Here is a 20,881-nt window from a genome sequence, read left to right as displayed (position 1 = left end):
AGTCAGATGAGCCAGGCGGCACAGAACCTGAACTGGTTGATCACCAACTTCGTGGACAACACCCCCGGGGTGTCCCACACCGTTGTCGTGTCCGCCGACGGGCTCCTGCTCGCGATGTCCGAAGGGTTCCCGCGCGACCGTGCCGACCAGCTGGCGGCCGTCGCGTCGGGGCTCACCTCGCTGACGGCCGGCGCCTCCCGGATCTTCGAAGGCGGCAGCGTGGCACAGACCGTCGTCGAGATGGAACGAGGGTTCCTCTTCCTCATGTCCGTCTCGGACGGCTCGTCGCTCGCCGTTCTCGCGCATCCCGAGTGCGACATCGGCCTCGTCGGCTACGAGATGACGCTCCTCGTCGACCGCGCGGGCGCGGTCCTCACACCCGATCTGCGCGCTGAGCTCCAGGGCAGTCTGCTCCACTGACCCGCCCCAGCACTACCCACCTCACGAAATCACCGTCCGGCCGACACAATCCCCCCACCGGCCTCGACGGACGGCACGACTGACCGCGAATGCTGTCCCGCCCGGAGGATCCATGACCCCGCCCACCGCCCATCATGATCCGTACGCGGAGCCGTACGGGGATGAGGGCGACCAGCCGCTGGTGCGTCCGTACGCGATGACCGGTGGCCGGACCCGGCCGCGCTATCAGCTCGCCATCGAGGCGCTGATCAGCACCACGGCCGACCCCGCAGCGCTCATGGGGCTGCTCCCGGAACACCAGCGCATCTGCCACCTTTGCCGTGAGGTCAAGTCGGTGGCGGAGGTCTCGGCGCTCCTGGCCATGCCGCTGGGGGTGGCGCGGATCCTGGTCGCGGACCTCGCCGAGGCCGGACTGGTGGCCATCCACCAGCCGGGCGGCGACGAGAACAACGGCGGCGCTCCGGACGTGACGCTGCTCGAAAGGGTGCTCAGTGGACTTCGCAAGCTCTGACGGAGGCGGTCGGGCGACCACCTCCGCGAAGATCGTGGTGGCCGGCGGCTTCGGCGTCGGCAAGACCACGTTCGTGGGCGCCGTCTCCGAGATCAACCCGTTGCGCACGGAGGCCGTCATGACGTCCGCGAGCGCGGGCATCGACGACCTGACCCACACCGGGGACAAGACCACCACCACGGTGGCCATGGACTTCGGCCGTATCACGCTCGACCAGGACCTGATCCTCTACCTGTTCGGCACGCCCGGCCAGGACCGCTTCTGGTTCATGTGGGACGACCTGGTGCGGGGCGCCATCGGCGCGATCGTCCTGGTCGACACGCGCCGTCTCGCCGACTGCTTCCCGGCGGTCGACTACTTCGAGAACAGCGGTCTGCCGTTCGTCGTCGCCCTCAACGGCTTCGACGGCTCGCAGCCCTACCAGCCCGAAGAGGTGCGCGAGGCGCTCCAGATCGGACCGGACACCCCGATCATCACGACGGACGCCCGACACCGCTCGGACGCCAAGAGCGCGCTGATCACGCTGGTCGAGCACGCGCTCATGGCTCGCTTGCGGTAACTTTCAAGCATCCGGTGCCGTACGACAGTTGTCGTAGACGCCCTGGAGCCGACTGTGGCCTTTGACACGGTCGGCTCCGGCGTTCATAACGTTTCGGCAGAGGAATCCAGTGGTATTGCAACGCGTCGCGGTCGCTTGGTCTCACTGCGCGCACGACAGCCCCGCCTTTTGGCGGGGCTCGTTCTTTTTGACCGTTTTATGTGGGGCTTACATCACGTCGAACCAGCTCTTTCCCATGTTTGGAAGAGCGCTGGTCGTCATGCTGGAATGCCTGAACTGCCCAATAGTCAATGACGTACACATGGTCGATGGCTGACCGGGCTCTGAGACACTGCGGCACGGAGAAGGTGCCGACCGCCGAGAGGTTGTTGGTCGAGTGAGGCGAAGCAAGCAAAGTCCCGAGCCGGCGGCCCGGGGCAACTTCACCCCGCCGCCGCGCGGAGCGGCGCCCGCCCCCCTGTCCGGTTCGGAGCCGACGGCCGCGCCCGCCAAGAGCGGCGGCCGTCTCTCTCCGCGCAACTGGCGGGTACCGACCAGGCTGAACGCGATCCTGCTCATACCCGTGGTCGTCGGCCTGGTCATGGGCGGCTTCCAGGTGAAGAACTCGATCGACACCTGGCAGGAGGCCCGCGACGCCGAGAAGGTCGCGAAGATCGTGGCCTCCGCCAGCGAGTACGCCGAGGCCCTTCTCAACGAGCGGGACATCAGCGCCCAGCCGCTGCTCCAGAACAAGAAGGACGACGCGGTCGTCAAGCAGGCCCGCGCCACCACCGATGCCGCGGCCACCGCCTTCCACGACGAGGTCGTCGGGATGCCGGACACGGAGGGCCTGAAGCGCCGTCTGAAACTGGTGGAGGAGGCCGAGCCGACGCTGACGAAGATTCGCGCGGTCGCCTTCACCAAAGCCCTGGACCCGGTGAAGACCGAAGAGGGCTACGTCCAGGTCGAACACCTCCTGGTCGAGTTCTCCAACGAGCTCGGCCTCGGCACCGGCAACATCACGGCCTATGGCCGCACCGTCTACGCCGTCGCCCTCGCCAAGGGCGCCGAGTCCCTCCAGCGCGCCATCGGCATGCACCTGCTGGTCCGGCCCAGCCCCGACAAGCAGGTCTACCGGCAGCAGCTCACCGCCTTCACCTCGTACGCCTATCTCGAGGGCATCGCCCAGCAGGAGTACGTCTCCGGTGGCACCGTCGAGGACGCCGCGCGCCTGGTCCAGGTCATGAAGGAGAAGACCGAGGAGGGCGCGAAGCAGGCCGCCGACGCCCAGGCGAAGGCCGAGGCCGCGGGACAGGAGTTCACCGCGCCGCCCGCGATGGACAAGATGATCCAGGCGATCGCCAGCGGGCAGGAACCGGCCCAGCTCGCCAAGCAGGGCATCACCGCGGACGCCTGGATGGCGGCCTCGACGCTGAAGTTCCAGGGCTACAGCCAGGTCGAGAACGAAATGATCGGCCGCGCCGTCACCGAGGCCGGCCAGATCGCCTCCGACGCGCAGCGCGACGCCATCATCAACGGCGCCATCGTCATCATCGCCCTGCTCGCGGCGTTCATCGTCGCCAGTCTCATGGCCCGCCAGATGAGCCAGGCCATGCGCCAGCTGCGCAACGCCGCCTTCGGCATCGCCGAGCAGCGCCTGCCGATGCTCGTCGACCAGCTCTCGCGCACCGACCCCGGCCGGGTCGACACCCGTGTCCAGCCCATCCCGATCAACACCAGGGACGAGATCGGCGAAGTCGCCCGCGCCTTCGACCAGGTCCACCGCGAGGCCGTCCGGCTCGCCGCCGAGCAGGCCCTGCTGCGGGGCAACATCAACGCGATCTTCACCAACCTCTCGCGCCGCAACCAGTCCCTGATCGAGGGCCAGCTGACCCTGATCACCGAACTGGAGAACAACGAGGCCGACCCGGACCAGCTGGAGAACCTCTTCCGCCTGGACCACCTCGCCACCCGTATGCGCCGCAACGGCGAGAACCTCCTGGTCCTCGCCGGCGAGGAGCCCGGCCGCCGCTGGGACCAGCCGGTCCCGCTGGTCGACGTCCTGCGCGCCGCCTCCTCCGAGGTGGAGCAGTACGAGCGCATCGAGCTGTCCGGCGTTCCCGAGGCCGAGATCCACGGCCGTGCCGTGACCGACCTCGTGCACCTGCTCGCCGAGCTTCTGGAGAACGCCACGACGTTCTCCTCCCCGCAGACCAAGGTGCGGGTCACGGCCACTCGTCTCCCCGACGGCCGGGTCATGATCGAGATCCACGACAAGGGCATCGGCCTCACCGCCGAGGACTTCGCGGACATCAACCACAAGCTGGCCAACCCGCCGACGGTGGACGCCGCGATCTCGCAGCGCATGGGCCTGTTCGTGGTCGGCCGGCTGTCCGACCGGCACGGTATCCGCGTCCAGCTGCGCCCCTCGGGCGAGCAGGCGGGCACCACCTCGCTGGTCATGCTGCCGGACGCCATCACCCACGGTGGCGGCGGCGAGCAGCAGCAGCCGGAGCGCGACGAGTTCACGGTCTCGCAGATCATCCCGGAGCAGAACTACGGCACCGGCGAGGACTTCAACAACGGCCTGCCGATGCGGACGGCCGCGGAGCTCGGCTTCGACGACAGTCAGTACGAGGTCCCGGACGACATCCGCGATCTGGACCCGGTGGGCCGCTCCCTGATGCGCGAGGAGCGCCGTGCGGCCCTGGAGTCCCAGTCGGGGCCGGGACAGCCGACCGGGCAGCAGCAGCCCGCCGAGGCGTCCGCGTTCGGTGAGGGCTTCGACACGGCCGGCCGGCAGCAGGCGTACGACGCCGGCCGCAACGGCTACGACCCCGCCCAGCAGGGCGCCGGGGGCGGCTACGACAACGGCGCGACCGGGTACGTCGAGCAGCCCGCCACGTTCGACCAGCAGACGCCGTACGGGGAGCAGCAGCGCCCGGCGTACGACGATCAGTACTTCACGTCGAACGGCGGCCACCCGCAGGGCGAATCGTTCACCGCGAACGGCGGACCGCCGCAGAACGACGGCTACTCGCCGAACGGCGGCTACCCGGACCCCGCGTATGCGGAGCCCGCCCAGGAGGACCGGACGGCGGCCCCCGCCACGGGCTCCGAGGGCTTCCAGCCCTACCAGGAGCAGCAGTCCTACCAGGACGACTGGCCCCAGCAGAACGGTCACACGAACGGTTACCAGAACGGCTACCCGGACCAGTACGCTCCGGAAGCGGAATCCACGCAGGCCGCTGACGCGGCTGAGCAGAACCGCGTAGGCTTCGACCGTCCGGGACCCACCTCCTCCGCCTCCCACGCGCTGACCGACGCCGGTCTTCCCCGCCGCGGATCCGCCGCGAGCGGTGCGAACGGCACGCGGCCCGCGAAGCAGGAATCGACGGCCTCCCCCGCGGAGAACAAGGGCGGCAGCGACATCTGGCGCTCGGCGAACGACGAGCGCTGGCAGCAGGCCTCCGCTCTGAAGAAGCCCAAGGCGGGCGGGGTCACCTCCTCCGGCCTGCCGCGGCGGGTGCCCAAGGCCAATCTGGTCGAGGGCGCCGCCGAGAGCACCCCCCAGGGAGGCCCCCAGGTCTCCCGCGCCCCGGAGGACGTCCGAGGCAGGCTGAGCAACCTGCGTCGGGGCGTCCAGCGCGGACGCAGCGCAGGCAGCAGTGAAACGAACGGCCAGGGCTTCGGTCCTGACAGCACCTACAACCAGGAGCGTTAGTGTGAGCCCGATGAGCCAGGCGGCACAGAACCTGAACTGGGTGATCACCAACTTCGTGGACAACACCCCGGGGGTGTCCCACACCGTGGTGGTCTCCGCCGACGGACTCCTTCTGGCGATGTCCGAAGGCTTCCCCCGCGACCGGGCCGACCAGCTCGCGGCCGTCGCCTCCGGTCTGACGTCCCTGACGGCAGGCGCCTCCCGGATCTTCGAGGGAGGCAGCGTGAACCAGACGGTTGTGGAGATGGAGCGGGGATTCCTCTTCCTGATGTCCATCTCCGACGGTTCCTCGCTCGCGGTTCTCGCTCATCCCGAGGCGGACATCGGCCTCATTGGGTACGAGATGGCCCTTCTGGTGGACCGAGCCGGTTCGGTCCTGACCCCCGATCTGCGAGCGGAGCTTCAGGGAAGCCTTCTCAACTAACAGACGGACGGTGCGTTTTGGCGTCCCGAGGCCGTAGGGTTTCGGGACGCGGTTTCCACGTGACGGGTGCCAGGCGCAGTCGGAGGAGGAGAGAGAGTGGCAACACCCCCAGGCGGTTCGAATTCGGGTAACTGGTCGTACGGCCCTGCCCAGGGCCAGGGCGACGGTTCCCAGAACCCGAACCGTTACAACTTCCCCTCCGCGCCCAGCCAGCAGCGGCCGTACACGCCCCAGGGTCCGCAGGGCCCCGGGCCGTCCCCGTACGACCAGCCGTCGGCCCCGCGCATCCAGCCCGTGCAGCCACATCGCCGCACCCCGGAGCCGGCGCCCGCCGGGGCGACGAACAACCCGCTGGTGCGTCCGTACGCCATGACCGGTGGCCGGACCCGCCCGCGTTACCAGCTCGCCATCGAGGCGCTGGTGCACACCACTGCGCAGCCGCACCAGATGCAGGGCCAGCTGCCCGAGCATCAGCGGATCTGCAACCTCTGCCGAGAGATCAAGTCGGTCGCCGAGATCTCGGCACTGCTGACCATCCCTCTCGGCGTGGCCAGGATCCTCGTCGCCGACTTGGCGGAGGCGGGACTGGTCGCCATCCATCAGCCCGGCGGCGACGAGAACGCCGGCGGCCAGCCAGACGTGACACTGCTCGAAAGGGTGCTCAGTGGACTTCGCAAGCTCTAGCGGGGGTCCCTCCCGCTCCACCACTTCCGCGAAGATCGTGGTGGCGGGCGGCTTCGGCGTGGGCAAGACCACGTTCGTCGGGGCTGTTTCGGAGATCAATCCGCTGCGCACCGAGGCCGTCATGACGTCCGCGTCGGCGGGCATCGACGACCTCACCCACACCGGGGACAAGACGACCACCACGGTCGCCATGGACTTCGGCCGCATCACCCTGGACCAGGACCTGATCCTGTACCTGTTCGGCACGCCCGGCCAGGACCGCTTCTGGTTCATGTGGGACGACCTGGTGCGCGGCGCGATCGGCGCGATCGTGCTGGTCGACACGCGCCGTCTCGCCGACTGCTTCCCGGCGGTCGACTACTTCGAGAACAGCGGTCTGCCGTTCGTGATCGCCCTCAACGGCTTCGACGGCAACCAGCCGTACAACCCGGACGAGGTGCGCGAGGCGCTCCAGATCGGCCCGGACACCCCGATCATCACGACGGACGCGCGGCACCGTGCGGACGCCAAGTCGGCGCTCATCACACTCGTGGAGCACGCGCTGATGGCGCGCCTGCGGTAGCCCGACGGAGTGACAGGTGGGCGGCCCCTCCCGACTCGGGAGGGGCCGCCCACCTGTTTCCGGGGCGCCGACGGAACGCGCGACGGCGGGACACGAGACGGCGCCCGGCGACGGCGGCGGGCCGGCCGCGCCCTCGACGGACGCACGAAGAAGGGGCCCCTCTGCTCAGAGGGGCCCCTTCTCGGTGCCGCGGCGGCTGAAGCAACGCGGCGCCTGGGGTCTTTCGTTGGATCAGGGCGGATCAGGGAGCGGGGTCCGGTGCCGTGCATCGGCGAGGTGCGGTGCCGGGGCTCGCGAGCCCGGCCTGATCCAAACGAGAGGCCTAGTGCCAGCTGTGCGGGGCGCGGAAGCCGCCCTCGCGCTCCAGGCGGCGCCAGCCGGCCTTGGGGCGGCCTCGGCGGGTCTCGGTCGGGGACGACTGGGCGGCCGCGCGGGCCAGGAGGACCGCCGTGATGGCGGCGACTTCCTCGGGCTCGGCGTGGCCCTTCTCGACGCGGATGTCGGGAGCGTTCATGGTTCAAGTCTCCGTGGATGAGGTTTCCGCAGGGGATCCAGTGGGTTACCCGTGGGATTGCGCCGGGTTACTGCGGGGGGTTGCCGTGCTTGCGCGAGGGCAGGTCCGCGTGCTTCGACTGGAGCATGGCCAAAGACTTGATGAGGACCTCGCGGGTCTCGGCGGGGTCGATGACGTCGTCGACCAGGCCGCGTTCGGCCGCGTAGTAGGGGTGCATCAGCTCGGACTTGTACTCCTTGACCATGCGGGCCCGCATGGCCTCGGGGTCCTCGGCCTCGGCGATCTGACGCCGGAAGATGACGTTGGCGGCACCTTCGGCGCCCATCACGGCGATCTCGTTCGTCGGCCAGGCGTAGGTGAGGTCGGCGCCGATGGACTGGCTGTCCATGACGATGTAAGCACCTCCGTAGGCCTTGCGCAGGATCAGCGAGATCCGCGGGACGGTCGCGTTGCAGTAGGCGTAGAGCAGTTTCGCGCCGTGCCGGATGATGCCGCCGTGCTCCTGGTCGACGCCCGGGAGGAACCCGGGGACGTCGAGGAAAGTGACGATCGGAATGTTAAAAGCGTCACACATCTGGACAAAGCGTGCAGCTTTTTCCGAGGCCTCGATGTCCAGGACCCCGGCGAGGGCCTGCGGCTGGTTGGCCACGATGCCGACGACCTGGCCGTCCAGGCGGGCGAGCGCGCAGATGATGTTGCGGGCCCAGCGCTCGTGGATCTCCACGTACTCGCCGTCGTCGACGATCTCCTCGATGACCTTGGTCATGTCGTACGGACGGTTGCCGTCCGCCGGGACCAGGTCGAGCAGGACGTCGCCGCGGCGGTCGGCCGGGTCGGTGGACTCGGTCCGCGGGGGGTTCTCACGGTTGTTCTGCGGGAGCAGCGACAGGAGGTAGCGGACCTCCGCGATGCAGGTCTCCTCGTCGTCGTAGGCGAAGTGGGCCACGCCGGAGGTCTCGGCGTGCACGTCGGCGCCGCCGAGGCCGTTCTGGGTGATCTCCTCGCCGGTGACGGCCTTGACCACGTCCGGCCCGGTGATGAACATCTGCGAGGTCTCGCGGACCATGAAGACGAAGTCGGTCAGGGCCGGGCTGTAGGCCGCGCCGCCCGCGCAGGGGCCCAGCATGACGCTGATCTGCGGGATGACCCCGGACGCCCGGGTGTTGCGCTGGAAGATGCCGCCGTAGCCGGCGAGGGCGGAGACGCCCTCCTGGATGCGGGCGCCGGCGCCGTCGTTGAGCGAGACCAGCGGGGCGCCGGCCGCGATGGCCATGTCCATGATCTTGTGGATCTTGGTGGCGTGGGCCTCGCCCAGCGCGCCGCCGAAGATCCGGAAGTCATGGGCGTAGACGAAGACCGTGCGGCCCTCGACCGTGCCCCAGCCGGTGATGACACCGTCGGTGAACGGCTTCTTGGCCTCCAGGCCGAACCCGGTCGCGCGGTGCCTGCGCAGCTGCTCGACCTCCTGGAAGGACCCCGGGTCGAGGAGCAGCTCGATCCGCTCCCGGGCGGTCAGCTTGCCCTTGGCGTGCTGCGCCTCGGTCGCCTTCTCGCTCGGGCCGGCCAGCGCCTGGGCACGGATCCCGTGCAGCTCGGCCACCCGGCCGCGCGCATCCGTGGGCTCCGCAGGCTCCGTGGTCGGCTCACCCGTCGTCTCTTCCAAAACGGTCATGTAGCGACCTTACGAAGCCCACCAAGGAAAGAGGGACGTCGACTCCGTACAGTCTCCGGCGCGTTTTCCTGGTACCCCTGAACAGAACCCGGTCGACATGCAGCCGTTCCGACTGCTCAGAGGGCCTGGGGCTTGTAGAGGTCACACAAACAGGGAGGCTGAGACCCGCCTCACATTCCCGCCGGGCACATGCCCTCCCCGGAGTGAAACGGAGAGCCCGGACGGCGGTTCACAAAGAGCCCGGACGGCGGTTCGCGCCCCGGATTCCGGCGGCGTACCGACACCCCACCCGAAGATGTTGAACATTGAACGGAATAGGTCTACGGTCGTTCCTGTTGACCTCGTTGAAGATTAAACAGCCCCGATCTTCTCGTCCCCAAGGAGCACGCCATGAGCATCTTCGGCCGCAAGAGCACCGACGAGACCGCCACCGCCGTCGCCACGCAGAGCCCCGAGCTTGCCGCCCTGACCGGTGACTACACGATCGACCCCTCGCACTCGACGTTCGGCTTCGTCGCGCGCCACGCCATGGTCACGAACGTCAAGGGCAAGTTCAACGACTTCACCGGCTCACTGCACCTGGACGGCACCGACCCGTCGCAGTCCACCGCCTCCATCGACATCAAGATGGACAGCATCGACACCGGGTCCGCCGACCGCGACGGCCACCTGAAGACCGCCGACTTCTTCAAGACGGACGAGTTCCCGACGATGACCTTCCGCTCCACCTCGGCGCAGGCCCTGGGCGGCGACGACTACCGGATCACCGGCGATCTGACCATTCTCGGCGTCACCAAGCCGCTCTCCATCGACCTGGAGTTCAACGGCGCCGCCAAGGACCCGTTCGGCAACGAGCGCGTCGGCTTCGAGGGCAAGGCGGAGATCCTGCGCTCGGACTGGGGCCTGACCTGGAACGCGGCGCTGGAGACCGGCGGCGTTCTGGTCTCCGACAAGATCAAGCTGAACTTCGACATCTCTGCGATCAAGAACGCGTAAGCGCACGGCCGAATTCGGTGGAAAGCGGCGAAAAGGGGTCGGAAGCGAAGAGCTTCCGGCCCCTTTGTGTGTTCCGTGTCACAGTCACGAGACATGAGCACCAGGACCGGACCCCAGCACTACCCCGGCGCGAACCGTGACCACTGGTACCAGGACGACTTCGGCGGTGACCGCATGGAGGTCAACGTCGTCGTCCTGCACACCACGGAGGGGCGCTCGCTTCCCGACTACCAGGGCGGCTCCGCCGCGCCCAACCTGACGGCGGTGCCCGACTTCGCCGCCAGAAAACTGAAGTGGTACCAGCACTTCGAGATCGACGTCTCCTCGCGCGCGCTGGTGAACAAGCGCGGTGGAGTCGAGACGAACACGCTGAACGTCTGCCAGGCGGAACTCGTCGGCACCTGCGACCCCGACCTGCACGCCAAGTGGAAGGCCCGCGACCAGGCCCACATCTACTGGCCGAAGGCGCCGGAGTGGGCGCTGCGCTCCCTCGCCGAGTACCTGGCCTGGATGCACATCCACCACCACGTCCCCCTGCGCGGACCGACCCTGTGGCCCGCCTACCCGAAGTCCGCCGGCAACGGGGGCGGTCAGCGGATGGGTGGCGAGCGCTGGAACGCGTTCAAGGGGGTGTGCGGGCACATGCACGTGCCGGAGAACGCGCACGGCGATCCGGGGGCGATCGACTTCGAGGGGCTGCTCGGCTTCGCCAAGGCGGCGGTTCAGGACTGACCTCGCACAGCGAGGCGCCGGCGGCCGACTCCATCGGGGGGTACGGCCGCCCGTCCGGTGTGCGGGGCCGCGTGCGGACGGTGCGGTGGAGGGGCGCGGTCGTGGACCGGGCGTGAGTGATTGAGAACCGGGTGCTGCTGCCCGTGGGTGTCGGTGCCGACCCCGCCAGGTGTCGCAGGCCCGTACGGCGGCCGGCGGTCCTGCGCGGCTCGGGCACGTCCTCGCCGGCGAGCGCCGACTGTACGAGGCGGTGGCCCGTGCCGCGCACCCGGCCGACCCGGCTACTCGTTGCGCCCCGCGGGGGCCTGACACCCGACGTGTTGTGACGCCTTGGCGGCAGGCGTCACAACAAGCCGGGCGCGCTCTCCTGGGCGGGATCCTTGGCTGCCGGGTGATCTGGACCGCCGGCCGGGGCGGTGGCACGCAGCGCCGCTTCGACCCGGCGGTTGCTGGTCATGGATGCCGTGACGGCCGTCATCGCCAGGAGGAGGACGGCGGCGGCGTAGAGCGGGGTGCGGATGTCGTAGGCGGTGGCCAGCCAGCCGCCGAGGAAGGCCCCGGTGGGGGCGGCACACATGGCCAGCATGCGGGAGGTGGAGGCGACCCGGCCCATGAGGTGGGCCGGGACGATCGCCTGCCGGAGGGAGGGCCCGAGCACCATCGTGGCGCCCATGCCGGCCCCACAGACGGCGAGCGCCAGCCCGGCCACGTACGGGTTCGGGGCAGCGGCCAGGCCCAGGATGGCAAGCCCTTCGACGACGGCTGTGCAGGTCAGTGCGGTGCCGGTGCCGAGCCGTCGGCCAAGGTGGGAGGCGATGCCCGCGCCTAGCAGGCCGCCGGTGGCCTCCGCCGTGAGGAGCAGGCCGAAGCCGTAGGTGTCGATGCCGAGGCGGTCGTGCGCGAAGAGGGCGAGGACGGTCTCCACAGCGAGGAAGGCGACGTTCCCGACCGCCGGGCGGAGCGCGAGCCCGAGCAGCAACCGGTCCCGGAAGACGTACGAGGCCCCGGCCCGCGCCTGCCGAAGCAGCGACTCTCGAACCTCCGGCACGGGCCGGGGCATGCCGGGAAGCGACCGTACGAGCAGTGCGGAGAGCATGAACGACACCGCGTCGGCGAGCAGCGGAACCGCCCGCCCGAGCGCGAGCAGCGCACTGCCCGCAGGCGGCCCCGCGAAGCCGGACATGGCGGTCTGGGCTCCGCGCAAGCGAGAGTTGGCTCGCTCCAGGAGTGCGGGGTCGCGGCCGAGCAGATCCGGCAGATAGGCCGTGGCGGCCGTGTCGAAGAAGAGTCCTCCGAGGCCGAGCAGGAAGGCGACGGCCGCGAGCAGCGGAATGCTCAGCACGTCGAGCGCGGCCGCTGCCGCCGGTATCGCGAGCAGCACCGCACGCGCCGCGTCCATGACCCACATCGTGCGCCGGCGGTCCCAGCGGTCCACCAGCGCACCGCCGAGCACCCCGAAGAGCAGCCACGGCAGCGTCCCGGCGGCCGTGACGACGGCGAGCGCCATCGGATCCCGCGTCAACGTCAACGCGAGCAGCGGCAGCGCGGCATGCGACACCCCGTCACCGAGCGAGGACACCGTCTGCGCGGTCCACAGCCGTCCGAACCCGGCCGGCAACTTCCGGACGTCCGAGGTCACTTGGCGTCCCCCTCGGCCTGCTCGCGCGGTGCCGGGTGGAACAGTGCGAAGACGAGTGACGCGTCCGGCAGCGACGGATCGGACAGCTCCCGGTACTCGTCCGCCAGTGCCTGCAGCCGCGCCCCCAGCTGCGCGAACTGCTCCTCGGTGAGCCGCAGATGCGCCATCCGTACGTGCCGCTCGTCCACCGGCGACGCCTCCAGGTCCGCCACCGCATGGCGCATCAGCACATCCGGCCCTCCCTCACCCGGATCCGGCAGCGCGATCGCCCGCGCGGCCATCGCGTAGTACCGCTCGGTGACCCCCCGCACCTTCCGCGTCCGTACCACCTTCACCAGGCCGGCCCGCTCCAACAGCCGTACGTGATAGCTGGAACTCCCCTTCGCGAGGCCCACCCGCTCGGCGATCTGCGTGATCGTCGCGGGCTCGAAGCGGAGCAAGGCCATGATCCGGTGACGCGTGAGATTGGAGACGGCGCGCAGCTGTTCGTCAGTGGTGACGTGAAACGTCTCGGGAAGATCATCGGTAGGCATACGAGCAATGGTCAACGATTCTTGACCATTGAGCAAGGGGGTTTCGCGCGGTCGGGCGGCGGAGGGGCGCGAATGGCGGTCGGGCGGCGACGGGCGCGATCGCGGACGGGCGGCGGATGGGTGCGGTCGGTGGTCGGGCGGCGAAGGGGCGCGGTCGCGGACGGGGCGGCGGAGGGGCGCGGCCACGGACGGGGCGGCGGAGGGGCGCGGGCGGCGGTCGGGTGCGTGTGGCTGAATCAGCCCCCTTGTGTGAGGCCTTGCGGGCTTCCCATAATCCAGCAACGGATTTGACCTGACCATGTCAGCGCATGGACATCCCTTTGCGTTGTGCACGAAGTGTTGACATGCCCTCGTCAAACCAACCCCCCACGGAAGGCAGCACCTTGAAGCAGCTCCTCACAGCACTCAAGAGATTCGCCGCCGTCGGCGCCGCCGCCCTCGCGATCGCCAGCCTCCAGCCCCTGTCGTCCGCGCAGGCCGCGCCCTCGCCCGTCGTCGGCGGCACCCGGGCCACGCAGGGCGAGTTCCCGTTCATGGTCCGGCTCTCCATGGGCTGCGGAGGGGCGCTCTACACCCAGCAGATCGTGCTCACCGCCGCGCACTGCGTCAGCGGGACCGGCCCCAACACCAGCATCACGGCCACGGCCGGCGTCGTGGACCTCCAGTCCACCACCGGCCGGGTCCAGGTCAAGTCGACCTACGTGTACCGGGCCCCCGGCTACAACGGCAACGGCAAGGACTGGGCGCTCATCAAGCTCGCCTCGCCCATCACCACCCAGTCCACCCTGAAGATCGCCACCACCACGCAGTACAACACCGGCACCTTCACCATCGCCGGCTGGGGCTCGGCCACCGAGGGCGGCGCCCAGCAGCGCTATCTGCTCAAGGCCACCGTGCCGTTCGTGAGTGACGCGACCTGTCGTACGTACAGCGGCTACAGCGGCCTCGTCGCCAGTGACGAGATCTGCGCCGGATACACGGCCGGCGGCACCGACACCTGCCAGGGCGACTCGGGCGGCCCGATGTTCCGCCGGGACGCCAACAACGCGTGGATCCAGGTCGGGATCGTGAGCTGGGGCATCGGCTGCGCCCGGGCCAACGCCCCCGGCGTCTACTCCGAGGTCTCCACCTTCGCCTCGGCCATCGCCTCGGCGGCTGCCTCGCTCTGACGCACACTCCGCCGTCGTACGAAGTCCACGGGCCCGGCGCCGTCACGCGCCGGGACCGTGGCGTGTGGGGTACCGCCCTGGGGACGGTACCGGGACGGGGCTTCAGAAGCCTCCGCCGAAGTCACCGCCGCCGCCCCCGCCGAAGTCCCCTCCCCCGCCGTCCCCGAAGCCGCCGCCGAAGTCACCGGGGTCGAAGTCGGCGCCGGAGACGTCGCCGCCCTCGTAGCCCCCGCCGAAGTCGCCGTAGCCGGCGCCGTAGTCGGAGGCGTAGGACGGGGCGGCCATGATGCCGCCGAGCATCGTGCCGACCAGGAGGCCGGGCAGGATGCCGGCGCCGAAGTAGCCGCCCGCCCAGGGCCCGTAGGCGGGGCCCGCCTCCCAGTACGGGCGGCGGCCGTAGTCGCTGTCGACCTCGCGGATCACCGGGTCGCGCCCGTCGGCCAGCCGGGTCGCGTCCGCCGCGCAGACCGGGACCTCACGCGTGGCCCCGCCGGGTGGCGTCCAGGTGGCGTCGCTGACGGACGGGCCGTGGCGGGGGTCGAAGAAGCACGGCGGACGGCGTTCGGGCAACGGCCCTCCGGTGCGGCGGGCGGCCAGCTGGGCGAGGGAGAACCGGCCGTCCTCCAGAGCCTGGGTGACGGCGCGGACGTCCTCGGGTCTCGCCGCCGCCGCCATGGACGACTTCGCCTGCTCGTAGGCGTCCAGGGAGCGTTCGTAGTCGGCGCGCATGGCGTCGTCGGCTCCCGGTTCGGACGGGTGGAAGTCCAGGCGGTCGAGTTCCTCTCCGAAGGCCGTGATGTCCTCGTCCACGACGACCCGCAGCCGGTCGAGGGCGGCCCGCCGCTCCTCCGCCCGCCGCCGGCGGTTGCGCCGCACGACGGTGTACGCGCCCGCCCCGCCGACGACCAGCACCACACCCGCCGTGATCAAACCGGTGGACGAGATCCCGTCGCCACCCGAGGAGGAGCTCCAGCTCTCGGGGGCCGAGCCGTCCATGTTGGCCAGAGCACGGTCGGTGAAGTCGGCCAGCTGGGTCTTCGCGTCGCTCTCGTCCTGGACACTGGCGACCAGATTGCGGACGGCCGTGCGGGACAGGACCGAGGAGTCGGCGCGGGCGTCGAAGCGGTCGCCCAGGCGGATCGCGTACAGGCCGGTGACACCGGTGGCCGTGCGCAGGTTCGTGAAGAGGTCCGCCGTGGGGTATCCGGCCGGCAGCACGGCGACGAACAGGGGTTTGCCGGCCTCCTCGACCTGCTGCTGGAGCGCGTGCGCGTCCGCCTGGGAGAGCTGGCCGGACGCGTCCGGGTCGACGTAGACCGGGCTCTCGCGGAGGGCCTCGGCGATGGCCGAGACGCCGGTGGCCGCGGAGGCGCGCGGGGCGCCCGCCGACGAGACCGTGAGGATCGTCAGGACGGCGAGCACCAGCACCGGCAGCAGTCGGACGAGATGGGTGGCACGGGTCGGGGTCGCGACCTTCATACCTCGAAGCTACCCGAATCCTCACCAAACCGGACAGCGGGTCGGGCCGGGACCCCTACCGCCGGACCCCTCGGCCCGGGGACCTACTCGGCCGGGTCCACCCCAGCCCGCAGCAGCCCGTACGTGTAGGCGTCCTCGAGGGCCTGCCAGGACGCGGCGATCACGTTCTCCGCGACGCCCACCGTGGACCACTCCCCCGCGCCGTCGGTCGTGGAGATCAGGACGCGGGTGGTGGACTGGGTGCCGTGGACGCCCTCCAGGATGCGGACCTTGTAGTCGACCAGGTCGAGCTTGGCCAGCTGGGGGTAGATCTTCTCCAGGGCCACGCGCAGGGAGCGGTCCAGGGCGTTGACCGGTCCGTTGCCCTCCGCTGTCGCGACGATGCGCTCGCCCTTGGCCCACAGCTTGACCGTGGCCTCGTTGGCGTGGGTGCCGTCGGGGCGGTCCTCGACGATGGCGCGCCAGGACTCGACCTCGAAGTACTTCAGCGGCCTGCCCTCGACCTCGGCCCGGAGCAGGAGCTCGAAGGAGGCGTCCGCGGCCTCGTAGGTGTAGCCCCTGAGCTCGCGTTCCTTGACCCGCTCCACGACCCGGCCGACCACTTCACGGTCGCCGCCCAGATCGACGCCGAGTTCCTTGCCCTTGAGCTCCACCGACGCGCGTCCGGCCATGTCCGACACCAGCATCCGCATGGTGTTGCCGACCTGCTCGGGGTCGATGTGCTGGTAGAGGTCCGGGTCGACCTTGATGGCCGAGGCGTGCAGACCGGCCTTGTGCGCGAAGGCCGAGACTCCCACGTACGGCTGGTGCGTCGACGGCGTCAGGTTGACGACCTCGGCGATCGCGTGGGAGATGCGGGTCATCTCGCGCAGCCGGCCCTCGGGCAGGACCTTCTTGCCGTACTTCAGCTCCAGGGCCGCGACCACCGGGAACAGGTTCGCGTTGCCGACCCGCTCGCCGTAGCCGTTCGCCGTGCACTGGACGTGGGTCGCGCCCGCGTCCACCGCGGCGAGGGTGTTGGCGACCGCGCAGCCGGTGTCGTCCTGGGTGTGGATGCCGAGCCGGGCGCCGGTGTCGGCGAGGACCGTGGAGACGACCGCCTGGATCTGCGCCGGGAGCATGCCGCCGTTGGTGTCGCAGAGGACGACCACGTCCGCGCCGGCCTCGGAGGCCGCCCGGACCACCGCCTTCGCGTACTCCGGGTTGGCGCGGTAGCCGTCGAAGAAGTGCTCGCAGTCGACGAAGACCCGGCGGCCCTGGTCCTTCAGGAACGACACCGTGTCGCTCACCATCGCCAGGTTCTCGTCCAGCGTGGTGCGCAGGGCCAGTTCGACATGCCGGTCGTGGGACTTCGCGACCAGCGTGATCACCGCGGCGCCCGACTCCAGCAGCGCCCTGACCTGTGGGTCCTCGGATGCCTTCGCGCCCGCCCGGCGGGTCGCGCCGAAGGCGACGAGCTGGGCGTGCTTGAAGTCGATCTCCTCCTGCGCGCGGGCGAAGAACTCGGTGTCCCGCGGGTTGGCGCCGGGCCAGCCGCCCTCGATGAAGCCCACTCCGAAGTCGTCCAGGTGCCGGGCGATGGCCAGCTTGTCGGCGACGGTGAGGTTGATGCCCTCACGCTGCGCGCCGTCGCGCAGGGTGGTGTCGAAGACGTGGAACGTGTCGTCGAGTTCGCTGGTTGCGGTCATGGTCTGAAGGCTCCTGTGTTGGATCTCGGTCGTTACCGGAATGACCGGCTCCACCATCCCCCCATGGTCCCTCGCGCTCTCGCTCCCGGCTGTGGGTGGGCCAGAAAAGCGAAAAACCCCTCGCGGGTGCGAGAGGTCTGCGCGCGGGTCGAGGACGACGATGGCCGCTCGTACCTGGTCGTACGGAGCGGTCACTGCGGACCGGCGCGCCTGCTGCCAATAATCGTGGCGAACGAGAGCACGGCGGCAGTCTGGCACAAACCGTCCGTTCGATCACCGGGTGTCTCAGGATGCGAGCAGCGCGTTCTCACGCGATCTGGTGGAGACTCTCGTCCAGGAACTCCCGGACGTGCCCCAGGACCTGTTCGCGTCGGTTCCCAAGAGGCCGGTGGCGACATGCGCGCAGACCGTCGCCGCGATGAGCGCGGTCGCCCAGGGGACGCAGCCTGAGGCCGCGGGGCCGCGACAACGAAGGAGGGGCCGCGCCGGACTGCGAGTCCGATACGGCCCCGACCACGGGTGCGCGCCGACGCGCGGGGCTACGCGCGGGCCGACTTGCGAGCCGGTCAGCCCAGTTCGTGCATCCAGCCGTGCTTGTCCTCGGCCGTGCCGCGCTGGATGTCCAGCAGGGCCCTGCGGAGCCGGAGGGTGACCTCGCCGGGCTCACCGCCCGACTGCCGCCACTCGCCGCCGGTGCGCTTGACCGTGCCGACCGGGGTGATCACGGCGGCGGTCCCGCAGGCGAAGACCTCCTGCAGCGTGCCGTTCTCCGAGTCGCGCTGCCACTGCTCGACGGAGACCCGGCCCTCCTCGGCCTCGTAGCCGAGGTCGCGGGCGACGGTGAGGAGGGAGTCACGGGTGACGCCCTCCAGGATGGAGCCCGTCAGCGACGGCGTGATGATCTTGTCGCCGTACACGAAGTACAGGTTCATCCCGCCGAGCTCCTCGACCCACTTGCGCTCGACCGCGTCGAGGTAGCAGACCTGGGCGCAGCCCTGGGCGGCGGCCTCGGCCTGGGCGAGCAGCGAGGCGGCGTAGTTGCCGCCCGTCTTGGCGTCGCCCATGCCGCCGGGGACGGCGCGGACGTGCTCCTCGGAGACCCAGATGGAGACGGGCTTGACACCGCCCGGGAAGTAGGCGCCGGCCGGTGAGGCGATGACGAGGAACAGGTACTCGTTGGCCGGCTTCACACCCAGGCCGACCTCGGTCGCGATCATGAAGGGCCGCAGGTAGAGGGACTCCTCGCCGCCGTGCGCGGGCACCCACTCCTTGTCCTGGCCGACGAGCGCGTCGCACGCCTCGACGAACGTCTCGACCGGCAGCTCGGGCATGGCCAGGCGGCGGGCGGAGCGCTGGAAGCGCTTGGCGTTCTGGTCCGGCCGGAACGTGGCGACCGAGCCGTCGGGACGGCGGTACGCCTTCAGGCCCTCGAAGATCTCCTGCGCGTAGTGCAGGACCATGGTGGCCGGATCGAGGGGGATCGGCGCGTACGGAACGAGCTGGCCGTCGTGCCAGCCCCGGCCCTCGGTCCACTTGATCGTCACCATGTGGTCGGTGAAGTGGCGGCCGAACCCGGGGTTCGCCAGGATTGCCTGCCGCTCGGTGGCGGAGGTCGGGCTGGCGGAGGGCTTGAGCTCGATCGTGGGCGTCGTCATGAGTAGCTGTCCTTCGCTTCCTGGCGAGCGTCTGGGCCACCCCGCGTCTTTCGGCCGGGGGTCCGGGGGTGTCCCCGGAAGATGCAGCACCGGTTGTAGTGACGGGCCGCGCTCACGCCCGTACGGCCAGTGGCCGGTGCCAGGACGTCCGAGCATTCCCTCATACCGCGGCTCCGCGTTCGATTATCGCAAGCGGCGGACGAGGGCCAAAACGGCGGGAATGCGACCCAGGGATGATGGTGGCACCCGGCGGGGGACATGCGAAAGCCGCCGGGTGCGGATGCGACCCGGCGGCTTCGAGAGGATTCGCGCAGCGCGGGGTCAGCCGGCTACTCGTACGGAGAGCGCGTCACCGATCTCGGAGGTGCTGCGCGCGGGCAGCGAGCCGCGCTCCTCCAGGTCGGCGGAGACGGCGTTCTCGATACGGACCGCCTCGGCTTCGTAGCCGAGGTGGCGCAGGAGCAGGGCGACGGACAGGACCGTGGCGGTCGGGTCGGCCTTGCCCTGACCGGCGATGTCCGGGGCCGAGCCGTGCACGGGCTCGAACATGGACGGGAACTCGCGGGACGGGTTGATGTTCCCGCTCGCGGCGACGCCGATGCCGCCGGAGACGGCTGCGGCGAGGTCGGTGATGATGTCGCCGAAGAGGTTGTCGGTGACGATGACGTCGAAGCGCGCGGGGTCCGTGACGAGGTAGATCGTCGCGGCGTCCACGTGGATGTAGTCCGTGGTGACGTCGGGGAACTCCTCCGCCACCTGGTTGAAGATGTTCGTCCACAGGTGACCGGCGAAGGCCAGCACGTTGTTCTTGTGGACCAGCGTGAGCTTCTTGCGGGGGCGGGCCTGGGCGCGGGTGAAGGCGTCCCGGACCACGCGCTCGACCCCGAAGGCCGTGTTCACGGAGACCTCGGTGGCGACCTCGTGCGGGGTGCCCTTGCGGATCGTGCCGCCGTTGCCGGTGTACGGACCCTCGGTGCCCTCACGGACCACGATGAAGTCGATCTCGGGCTGTCCTGCCAGCGGGGTGGCGACACCCGGGAGGAGCTTCGACGGACGCAGGTTGACGTGGTGGTCGAAGAGGAAGCGCAGCTTGAGCAGGAAACCCCGCTCCAGGACGCCGGAGGGGACGCTCGGGTCGCCGATCGCGCCGAGCAGGATGGCGTCGTGCCGCTTGAGCGCCTCGGCGTCCGCGTCGGTGAGGGTCTCACCGGTGGCGTGGTAGCGCCGGGCTCCGAAGTCGTACTCCTTGGTCTCCAGCTTCACATCCTGCGGGAGGACGGCGGAGAGGATCTTGAGACCTTCGGCCACGACCTCCTGGCCGATGCCGTCACCGGGAATCACTGCGAGATTGAGGCTGCGAGACATGCGGGAACCCTACTCCCCGTCCCATGGAATGACACGGACCGTCCGCCATACGGACACAGAAGTCGGACGCGGAGGTCGGGCCGGAGATCGGGTCGGAGGTCGGGTCGGAGGTCGGGGCCGGCCCTGAGGGCGACTGGATCACGGAGCCAGGTCGAGGTGCGGACCGTGGATCGGGGTGCGGACGTGCGGGTCGAGGTGCGGACCTACCGGTCGAGGCCCGGACCTACCGGTCGGGGTGCGGGCCTACAGGTCGGGGTGCCGACCTGCGGGTCGGGGTCCGGGCATACGGGCGAGGTCCGGGCATACGGGTCGGGGGGGGGGGGGGGGGGCGCCGGGGCGGGGGGGGGGCCCCCCGCCCCCCCCCCCCCGCGGGGGCGCCGGGGGCGGGGGGGGGGGGCGGCGGGGGGGGGGGGCGGGCCCGGGGGGGGGGGCGGGCCGGCGGGGGGGGGGGGCCGCGGGGGGGGGGGGGGGCGCCGGGGGGGGGGGGGGGGGGGGGGGGGGCAGACGGGGGCGGCACGGGACAGGGCAAGGCAGGTGTGGACGACGCAGGTGCGGCGCGGCGCGGACAGCGCGTCG

Annotated in this window: 18 protein-coding genes; 10 read left to right on the top strand and 8 right to left on the bottom strand. The window is 70.4% G+C overall.

The features are described 5' to 3' along the window. The first annotated feature begins 6 nt into the window (after positions 1–6). From ACIPFH_RS39605 to ACIPFH_RS39575, 7 genes are all read left to right on the top strand, one after another. Positions 7–420 (top strand): roadblock/LC7 domain-containing protein, encoded by a 414-nt coding sequence (locus ACIPFH_RS39605; RefSeq protein ID WP_020128762.1) that lies wholly within the window; start codon positions 7–9, stop codon positions 418–420. A 112-nt stretch (positions 421–532) separates the two neighbouring features. Then, the gene (locus ACIPFH_RS39600; RefSeq protein ID WP_009190816.1) at positions 533–931 is read left to right on the top strand and encodes a DUF742 domain-containing protein; all 399 of its coding nucleotides are present in this window, start codon (positions 533–535) and stop codon (positions 929–931) included. Further along, the gene (locus ACIPFH_RS39595) at positions 912–1,490 is read left to right on the top strand and encodes an ATP/GTP-binding protein (RefSeq protein WP_356254611.1); all 579 of its coding nucleotides are present in this window, start codon (positions 912–914) and stop codon (positions 1,488–1,490) included. The genes ACIPFH_RS39600 and ACIPFH_RS39595 overlap by 20 nt, the downstream gene beginning before the upstream one ends. Before the next feature lie 376 nt (positions 1,491–1,866). Further along, complete coding sequence (locus ACIPFH_RS39590) at positions 1,867–5,193, top strand: nitrate- and nitrite sensing domain-containing protein (RefSeq protein WP_401834344.1); 3,327 nt, start codon at positions 1,867–1,869, stop codon at positions 5,191–5,193. 10 nt (positions 5,194–5,203) lie between these two features. Next, positions 5,204–5,617 (top strand): roadblock/LC7 domain-containing protein, encoded by a 414-nt coding sequence (locus ACIPFH_RS39585; protein ID WP_037737006.1) that lies wholly within the window; start codon positions 5,204–5,206, stop codon positions 5,615–5,617. Between the two features lie 96 nt (positions 5,618–5,713). Next, the gene (locus ACIPFH_RS39580; RefSeq protein WP_401834341.1) at positions 5,714–6,301 is read left to right on the top strand and encodes a DUF742 domain-containing protein; all 588 of its coding nucleotides are present in this window, start codon (positions 5,714–5,716) and stop codon (positions 6,299–6,301) included. Next, positions 6,282–6,863, top strand: a complete 582-nt coding sequence (locus ACIPFH_RS39575; RefSeq protein WP_026248371.1) for an ATP/GTP-binding protein — start codon at positions 6,282–6,284, stop codon at positions 6,861–6,863. Before ACIPFH_RS39580 ends, ACIPFH_RS39575 begins: the two co-directional genes overlap by 20 nt. 322 nt (positions 6,864–7,185) lie before the next feature. Here the strand turns inward: ACIPFH_RS39575 and ACIPFH_RS39570 are convergent, their stop codons facing one another. Beyond that, the gene (locus ACIPFH_RS39570) at positions 7,186–7,377 is read right to left on the bottom strand and encodes an acyl-CoA carboxylase subunit epsilon (protein WP_401834338.1); all 192 of its coding nucleotides are present in this window, start codon (positions 7,375–7,377) and stop codon (positions 7,186–7,188) included. A 67-nt stretch (positions 7,378–7,444) separates the two neighbouring features. Beyond that, positions 7,445–9,049, bottom strand: a complete 1,605-nt coding sequence (locus ACIPFH_RS39565; protein ID WP_401834335.1) for an acyl-CoA carboxylase subunit beta — start codon at positions 9,047–9,049, stop codon at positions 7,445–7,447. 390 nt (positions 9,050–9,439) lie between these two features. On the opposite strand from ACIPFH_RS39565, the gene ACIPFH_RS39560 reads away from it, so the two are divergent. Together ACIPFH_RS39560 and ACIPFH_RS39555 are read left to right on the top strand one after the other, a co-directional pair. Further along, complete coding sequence (locus ACIPFH_RS39560) at positions 9,440–10,045, top strand: YceI family protein (protein WP_401834333.1); 606 nt, start codon at positions 9,440–9,442, stop codon at positions 10,043–10,045. A gap of 93 nt (positions 10,046–10,138) precedes the next feature. Continuing rightward, complete coding sequence (locus tag ACIPFH_RS39555) at positions 10,139–10,777, top strand: hypothetical protein (RefSeq protein WP_401834330.1); 639 nt, start codon at positions 10,139–10,141, stop codon at positions 10,775–10,777. 343 nt (positions 10,778–11,120) lie between these two features. Here the strand turns inward: ACIPFH_RS39555 and ACIPFH_RS39550 are convergent, their stop codons facing one another. Further along, complete coding sequence (locus ACIPFH_RS39550; protein WP_401834327.1) at positions 11,121–12,416, bottom strand: MFS transporter; 1,296 nt, start codon at positions 12,414–12,416, stop codon at positions 11,121–11,123. Continuing rightward, positions 12,413–12,949 carry an ArsR/SmtB family transcription factor gene (locus tag ACIPFH_RS39545; RefSeq protein WP_401834325.1) on the bottom strand — a complete coding sequence of 179 codons (537 nt, stop codon included), beginning with the start codon at positions 12,947–12,949 and terminating at the stop codon, positions 12,413–12,415. Before ACIPFH_RS39545 ends, ACIPFH_RS39550 begins: the two co-directional genes overlap by 4 nt. A gap of 383 nt (positions 12,950–13,332) precedes the next feature. On the opposite strand from ACIPFH_RS39545, the gene ACIPFH_RS39540 reads away from it, so the two are divergent. Continuing rightward, the gene (locus ACIPFH_RS39540; RefSeq protein WP_356261857.1) at positions 13,333–14,118 is read left to right on the top strand and encodes a serine protease; all 786 of its coding nucleotides are present in this window, start codon (positions 13,333–13,335) and stop codon (positions 14,116–14,118) included. A gap of 102 nt (positions 14,119–14,220) precedes the next feature. Here the strand turns inward: ACIPFH_RS39540 and ACIPFH_RS39535 are convergent, their stop codons facing one another. From ACIPFH_RS39535 to ACIPFH_RS39520, 4 genes are all read right to left on the bottom strand, one after another. Beyond that, a complete protein-coding gene (locus ACIPFH_RS39535; protein WP_401834323.1) occupies positions 14,221–15,597 on the bottom strand; it encodes a hypothetical protein in 1,377 nt (458 codons plus the stop codon). An 83-nt stretch (positions 15,598–15,680) separates the two neighbouring features. Beyond that, positions 15,681–17,285, bottom strand: a complete 1,605-nt coding sequence (cimA, locus tag ACIPFH_RS39530) for a citramalate synthase (protein WP_356261852.1) — start codon at positions 17,283–17,285, stop codon at positions 15,681–15,683. Positions 17,286–17,851: 566 nt separating this feature from the next. Continuing rightward, the gene (locus ACIPFH_RS39525; protein ID WP_401834321.1) at positions 17,852–18,940 is read right to left on the bottom strand and encodes a branched-chain amino acid aminotransferase; all 1,089 of its coding nucleotides are present in this window, start codon (positions 18,938–18,940) and stop codon (positions 17,852–17,854) included. A gap of 321 nt (positions 18,941–19,261) precedes the next feature. Then, positions 19,262–20,305: a 3-isopropylmalate dehydrogenase gene (locus ACIPFH_RS39520; protein ID WP_356261846.1), complete on the bottom strand. Its 1,044-nt coding sequence runs from the start codon at positions 20,303–20,305 to the stop codon at positions 19,262–19,264. Positions 20,306–20,881: the final 576 nt, after the last annotated feature.

It is taken from the genome of Streptomyces sp. NPDC088157, assembly GCF_044741545.1.
In the GTDB taxonomy this organism is placed as follows: Bacteria; Actinomycetota; Actinomycetes; order Streptomycetales; family Streptomycetaceae; genus Streptomyces.
This window is presented reverse-complemented; position numbering and strand designations above follow the sequence as displayed.

What these genes read in the sequence shown, in the direction of transcription:
- cimA (WP_356261852.1), bottom strand. Translation starts at nt 17,285, where the DNA reads ATGACCGCAACCAGCGAACTCGACGACACGTTCCACGTCTTCGACACC.
- ACIPFH_RS39565 (WP_401834335.1), bottom strand. Translation starts at nt 9,049, where the DNA reads ATGACCGTTTTGGAAGAGACGACGGGTGAGCCGACCACGGAGCCTGCG.
- ACIPFH_RS39525 (WP_401834321.1), bottom strand. Translation starts at nt 18,940, where the DNA reads ATGACGACGCCCACGATCGAGCTCAAGCCCTCCGCCAGCCCGACCTCC.
- ACIPFH_RS39555 (WP_401834330.1), top strand. Translation starts at nt 10,139, where the DNA reads ATGAGCACCAGGACCGGACCCCAGCACTACCCCGGCGCGAACCGTGAC.
- ACIPFH_RS39600 (WP_009190816.1), top strand. Translation starts at nt 533, where the DNA reads ATGACCCCGCCCACCGCCCATCATGATCCGTACGCGGAGCCGTACGGG.
- ACIPFH_RS39585 (WP_037737006.1), top strand. Translation starts at nt 5,204, where the DNA reads ATGAGCCAGGCGGCACAGAACCTGAACTGGGTGATCACCAACTTCGTG.
- ACIPFH_RS39570 (WP_401834338.1), bottom strand. Translation starts at nt 7,377, where the DNA reads ATGAACGCTCCCGACATCCGCGTCGAGAAGGGCCACGCCGAGCCCGAG.
- ACIPFH_RS39560 (WP_401834333.1), top strand. Translation starts at nt 9,440, where the DNA reads ATGAGCATCTTCGGCCGCAAGAGCACCGACGAGACCGCCACCGCCGTC.
- ACIPFH_RS39545 (WP_401834325.1), bottom strand. Translation starts at nt 12,949, where the DNA reads ATGCCTACCGATGATCTTCCCGAGACGTTTCACGTCACCACTGACGAA.
- ACIPFH_RS39605 (WP_020128762.1), top strand. Translation starts at nt 7, where the DNA reads ATGAGCCAGGCGGCACAGAACCTGAACTGGTTGATCACCAACTTCGTG.
- ACIPFH_RS39520 (WP_356261846.1), bottom strand. Translation starts at nt 20,305, where the DNA reads ATGTCTCGCAGCCTCAATCTCGCAGTGATTCCCGGTGACGGCATCGGC.
- ACIPFH_RS39535 (WP_401834323.1), bottom strand. Translation starts at nt 15,597, where the DNA reads ATGAAGGTCGCGACCCCGACCCGTGCCACCCATCTCGTCCGACTGCTG.